Source organism: Streptococcus sp. DD11 (assembly GCF_001578865.1).
Taxonomy (GTDB): domain Bacteria; phylum Bacillota; class Bacilli; order Lactobacillales; family Streptococcaceae; genus Streptococcus; species Streptococcus panodentis.
Window position 1 is genome coordinate 301,876 of the sequence record NZ_KQ969395.1, and the last position, 5,659, is coordinate 307,534.

At 50.9% G+C, this 5,659-nt stretch carries 5 protein-coding genes; all 5 read right to left on the reverse strand.

Features of this window, described 5'->3' with window-relative positions; all coding sequences use genetic code 11:
* A partial coding sequence (gene ftsZ / locus STRDD11_RS09170; protein ID WP_241209387.1) for a cell division protein FtsZ occupies nucleotides 1-1,028 on the reverse strand: 1,028 nt, incomplete at its 3' end.
* Nucleotides 1,029-1,044: 16 nt separating this feature from the next.
* Nucleotides 1,045-2,403, reverse strand: coding sequence for a cell division protein FtsA (gene ftsA, locus STRDD11_RS09175; protein WP_128837062.1), 1,359 nt, complete (start codon nucleotides 2,401-2,403; stop codon nucleotides 1,045-1,047).
* Nucleotides 2,404-2,524: 121 nt separating this feature from the next.
* Entirely contained in the window at nucleotides 2,525-3,745 is a 1,221-nt protein-coding gene (locus STRDD11_RS09180) for a cell division protein FtsQ/DivIB (protein ID WP_128837063.1), read from the reverse strand.
* On the reverse strand, nucleotides 3,742-4,812 hold the full coding sequence (locus tag STRDD11_RS09185; RefSeq protein ID WP_128837064.1) for a UDP-N-acetylglucosamine--N-acetylmuramyl-(pentapeptide) pyrophosphoryl-undecaprenol N-acetylglucosamine transferase: 1,071 nt from the start codon (nucleotides 4,810-4,812) through the stop codon (nucleotides 3,742-3,744). The genes STRDD11_RS09180 and STRDD11_RS09185 overlap by 4 nt, the downstream gene beginning before the upstream one ends.
* Before the next feature lies 1 nt (nucleotide 4,813).
* A partial coding sequence (gene murD, locus STRDD11_RS09190) for a UDP-N-acetylmuramoyl-L-alanine--D-glutamate ligase (protein ID WP_128837120.1) occupies nucleotides 4,814-5,659 on the reverse strand: 846 nt, incomplete at its 5' end.

The following is a 5,659-nucleotide window of genomic DNA, read 5'->3' on the forward strand; positions in this document are numbered from 1 at the left end:
GCATCGGCCTGTGAGCGGCTGGCACTGCTGCCGGATGCTGTTTGGCTAATTCCGCTGACGCGGTCTACCTTCTCCTGACGCACGCCGGTAGCTACAACCGTCACGCGGATTTCATCCTTCATGGACTCATCAATCGCTGTACCGAGCCAGATATTGACACCATGGCCGGCAGCCTGATTGACGATTTCTGAAGCTTCTTCCGCTTCAATCAGCGTCATATCCAATCCGCCGGTGACATTGACAATCACATCTTCTGCACCGTCAATAGTTGTTTCCAGAAGCGGAGAGTAGATAGCCTTGCGGGCTGCTTCAATCACGCGCTCTTCACCGCTGCCGATACCGATTCCCATCAGGGCATTGCCCTTATCAGCCATAACGGTCTTCACATCCGCAAAGTCGAGATTGATCAGACCAGGACTGGTGATGAGGTCCGTAATCCCCTGCACCCCTTGGCGAAGGACATTATCCGCTTCGCTCAGCGCTTCTAAGAGCGGAGTCTTTTTATCAACGATTTCAAGCAGGTTGTTGTTGGAGATAATCAGCAGTGTATCCACATGCTCGCGGAGCTCGTTGATTCCTTCCACTGCAAAGTTGCCGCGCTTGCTGCCTTCAAAGCCGAAAGGCCGGGTTACAACCGCAACCGTCAGGGCACCGACAGCCTTGGCAATGCGCGCGATAACCGGTGCAGCACCAGTACCAGAGCCACCGCCCATTCCTGCTGTGATGAAGACCATGTCCGCACCCTGGAGGGCTTCCGTCAGGACTTCTTCGCTTTCTTCCGCAGCCTTACGGCCAACCTCGGGCTGCCCTCCGGCACCCAGTCCGCGGGTCAGCTTAGGACCGAGCTGGATCACCGTTTCTGCCTTGGCGCTGCTCAGTGCTTGAACATCCGTATTTGCTGCGATAAATTCAACACCGGCAACACCTTCATCAATCATTCGGTTGATGGCGTTGCCGCCGCCTCCACCGACACCAATAACTTTAATGACTGCGCCTTGTGCGGCGGCAGCGTCAAATGAAAATGTCATAGTCTCTTTATTCTCCTTAATCAAACATATTACCAATTAGATTGCGCATGCGATCTGTAATACTTGGTTTTGCTTCTTGGTTTGGCACATCGCTGCTGGCTGCCGGAACCTCTTGAATCGGTTCTTCGGCCGGCTGTTCAGCAGGCTGACTGTTGAAACGCGGCACTGACTGAGCAGGACGTTCAAAGGACACCGGCTGATGGCGCAGCTGTTCATCGCCGCGAACAGCAATCTGAGCCAGCATGTCAACATCTGTTAAGTTTCCGGCATACTCTGACAGGCTGATGACGTGAGCAAAGGCTGGATTGCGGATCCCAATTTGATTTGGCACATAGAGTTTAACCGGTACGCCGAATACCTCCTGAGCCAGCTCAACAACCCCCGGAAGAATCGCTGCGCCGCCGATAATAACAATGCCGCCCGGCAGTTCAAGAAGATGTCTTCTGTCTAAATCCCGTTTGATCTGATCAAAAATGTGCCGGATGCGGGCGGAGATGATTTCAGCCAAATAGCTTTCTGTGATTTCAACTGGCTCTATCTCCCCGATTACTTCTACTTGGAAAGATTCTGAGCCGGCAGAAGGTACATAGGCTTCTCCGTAGTTAAATTTAAGGCTTTCGGCTAATTTCTGCGATGTTTTCAGGACTTTTGAGATATCCTTGGTGACATAATCGCCGCCTTCTTGGTAGATATTTGTAAACTGCAGTTCCTGACCTTTGACAGAGGCTACCGTTGTTTGGCCGCCGCCCATATCAATGATGCTGGCACCAAATTCTCTTTCGCCTTCGTTCAGAATGGACTTGGTCATAGCCAAAGGTGAGATGATAACATTCTCCAGCTGCACTCCCGCCCGCTCTACAGTCTTGCGCAGATTGTGCAGGATGGTCCGCGGACCTGTGTAAAGAAGGCCGCGCATCTCCAGCCGGATGCCCATCATACCGCGCGGATCACGGATTCCCTGGAAGCCATCCACTACGAATTCTTCCGGTATAAAGGTAATGACTTCACGGTCAGGTGTCATACTCTTGGTCAGAGCCGATCTGACAACATTTTCAACATCCTCATCTGTAATCTCTTTGGAATCGCTGGTAACAGGAATCATCCCCTGTGTCGGTTCAATCTGCAGCAAGTTGGCAGGAAGACCGACATTGACTAAACCAATCGAAATCCCGGCCTTTTCTTCTGCTTGGGAAATAGCGGTTTTAATCGCAGTTGCAGCCGCTTCAATATCGACGATAATCCCATCTTTAACGCCAGCGCTTTTAGCATTGCTGACTCCAATAACATTCATTTCACCGTTGATGTGCTCTGCCACCAACACTTTAATTGAGCTAGTTCCTATATCTAATCCAGTAAAAAAGCCGTCTCTAGCCATTACACCAGTCCTCTCTATCTTCCATCTTTCCGGTCTATACTAATAACTCCCAAAAATAGAGTTACCCAAGCTTTATTATAACATAAAGAAAGTGAAAATGTGCAGTTTTTCTCCATATAATTTAGCGATTTTCGGTATTTCCCGTATTTTCTGCCGAATTTTGAGCTGCAGCTGCACCGTCTTCCTGACTTTCTTCTGCTGGCTGTTCCTCGCCCGCCGGCTGCTCCGTACCAGTATCAGTTGCACTGTCAGATGCCGTCTCTTCTCCCTGAGCTTCCGCACCTTCTGCATAGCTGAAGATTCCGGCCTCCATATCAACAACGCTCGGCGCCTCTAACTGCGGCTGAATCCCCTTATAATAAGGCAGTTTCTTGCTGATATGAGCAATAGGAACCAAGATTTTATTGCCATCGTACATGGTCAGCGTCAGCAAGTCGGATGTCACCTTGCTTGGAGTCAGCTGGACCGTCTTGATATTCTTCTTAATGACGTCCGAAATTTTTGCCATCTGCTGGGCAAATTCTTTTATCAGACCGCGGTCAGTAAACTCAACTGCAAGGTAAGTCTCAGGCAGCGAATCAGCTGCTGCTGCCTGCTCAATCACCTGACCGTTGGTCAGAATCGGATAATACTGGCCGCCGTCGTGGAGATAGGCTAAGACAGCATATTCCTTGACGGTCACCTGAAAGGTAACCGGAAACTGATAGGTCATGTCCACCTGTTCAATCCAAGGACTTGACGCCTTCATATTGCGGGCATAATTGGACTGATTGAGCAGGGTCGTCAAGGTATAATCCCGATCATCTATCCGGCTGCTCTGCAGCAAAGTCTCCTGATCAACGGCCTGATTGCCTGAAAATTCAAGAGTTTTCATCGTTGCCAGAGGTGTCAGAAAGTAAAGCGAGAGCAGAAAGAGGAGGGTGCTGCCCAAGAGGACCGGCAGGGCCCGATAGAGGTGAACCCTTGCTATCGGTGCCTTTGCTGTCGCTTTTTCTGCCTTTTTCTGCAGTTTTTCCAGCTTTTTGCGTTCTTTTTCGGTCAGCTCCGGTTCGGCCTCTGCTGCTTGAGCAGCTTCATCAAACAGCTCTTCTATTTTCGCCTCTTCAGCAGCCGCTTCTGATTCTACCTCATCCTCTTCCGCTTCCCGGTCAGCTTTTTCCATGCCTTCTTCCGCTTGAGCGGCAGCTTCTTCTCCTTCTTCGGCGGCAGCTTCTTCCGCTTCTTTCTGTTTTTCTGCTTCTGCCTGAGCTTTTTTCTCCAAATATTCTTTATTGCGTTTCTGCCATTCGGAGAGGTGTTCTGTCACCTCTTCCTTTGGCTCATCATGATTGTTTTTGCTCATTTCTTTCCTTTGTCAATATCTGCTCTCAGTAGGCTGTAAAATTCCTCCAAAGACTTGATTTCATGAGATTCTTCCATCGCCTGATGGTAAGCCTGCTGCTGCTCCAGTACATCCTCGACTGCCGCCTGCAGCTGTTCTAAATCCAGCTGACTTTCCTCCAGTTTCTTGGCATAGCCTTTTTTTACAAAGTAGTCTGCATTTTCAATCTGGTCGCCGCGGCTGGCTTCGCGCCCAAGGGGCACGATAATCTGAAGCTTCTTCATGGCCAGCAGTTCAAAAATCGTATTGGATCCGCCCCGGGTCACCACGACATCGGCCAATTCCAGCAAGGGCTGGTAAAGGTCCGTCGCATAGGCCTTTCGGTAGAGATGGGGAGCTGCTTCGTCCAGACTGGCATCGCCGGTCAGATTGATAATGTTATAGCGCTCTGTCAGAGCCGCCCGATGGCTGCTCACAAAGTCATTAAAGACCTTGGCGCCGGCTGAGCCCCCGACAAAGAGGAGAGTGCGCAGATCTTGATCAAACTGGCTGCGGATGTCTTCTAACTCCGCCGGATTTTCCGCGGACTGACTGCCGACCTTGGTCACTGCTCCGACATGCTCTGCCTTGGTCAGGGCAGGCGCCTGCTCAAAAGTGGTATACATCTTGCTTGCGCACTTATAGGCGATTTTATTGGCCAGGCCAATCGATAAATCCGACTCGTGCACATAAACCGGCACCCCGGACAGGCGGGCCGCAATGACCGGCGGCACCGATACAAAGCCCCCCTTAGAAAAGAGGGCCTGCGGCCGCAGTTTGATGAGGATGCCCAGCGATTGGAAAACTCCCCAAACGACCTTAAAGCCGTCCAGCAGATTCTGCCAGGAAAAATAACGGCGGAGCTTGCCGGTGGCCACCGAGTGAAAGGTCACGTCCAAGCCAGACTTTTGGATTTCTTGGTACTCGATACCATGCTGATCACCGATATAGTGAACCTGCCAGCCTTCTTCGATAAACTTAGGAATCAGCAGCAGATTGAGGGTCACATGCCCTACCGTTCCGCCGCCTGTAAATACGATTTTTTTCATCTTACCCTTTTAATTCTTCAACTGTTGCCAAAAATTCCTCTCCGCGCACTTCAAAATTACTGTACATATCCCAGCTGGCATTGGCTGGACTGAGCAGGACAACGTCCCCAGGTGCTGCTTGGGCAAAGGCCTTACGGGCCGCATCTCGGACATCCGTCGCATCCAGATAAGGCACCCCTGCCTGATCCGCCGCTCTCTTCATACGTGCAGCCGACTGGCCCAGGATGACCATTTTCTTCAGCCCTTTCATGTCCGGCACCAGCTCATCAAATTCATTGCCCCGGTCCAGCCCGCCGGCAATCAGCACCACCTTGCTGTTGTCAAAGCCCGACAGCGCTTTCTGGGTCGCTAAAATATTGGTTGATTTGCTGTCATTGTAAAAAGCGACACCGTTGATCGTTCCTGCATACTGCAGCCGATGTTTGACCCCGCCAAAAGCGGACAGCGTTTCCCTGATGATAGGAGAAGCAATCCCGCTCAGCTTGGCCACAGCAATAGCTGCCAGAGCATTTTCGATATTGTGGCTGCCCGGAACTCCGATTTCATCAGCTTTCATGACAGCCTCGCCGCGGAAGTAAAGAGTGTCTCCTTCCAAGTATGCGCCGTCTACCTTTTCAGCCGTTGAAAAAGGCACAACCTGGGCTTCAGTCTGACCAGCCATCTCTTTGGCCCAGTCTTGATTGAAATTCAGGACCAAATAATCAGCAGCAGTCATATTTTTCTGGATGTTCCACTTGGCCGCCGCATAGTCTTCAAAAGAGCCATGATAGTCTAAATGGGTCGGCATCAGATTTGTGATGACAGCGATGTGTGGGTAAAAGGTCTCAATGCCCATCAGCTGAAAGGA

Bases quoted from the DNA above. Each gene is read 5' to 3' on its own strand.
- STRDD11_RS09180 (WP_128837063.1), bottom strand. From the start codon at position 3,745: ATGAGCAAAAACAATCATGATGAGCCAAAGGAAGAGGTGACAGAACAC.
- ftsA (WP_128837062.1), bottom strand. From the start codon at position 2,403: ATGGCTAGAGACGGCTTTTTTACTGGATTAGATATAGGAACTAGCTCA.
- STRDD11_RS09185 (WP_128837064.1), bottom strand. From the start codon at position 4,812: ATGAAAAAAATCGTATTTACAGGCGGCGGAACGGTAGGGCATGTGACC.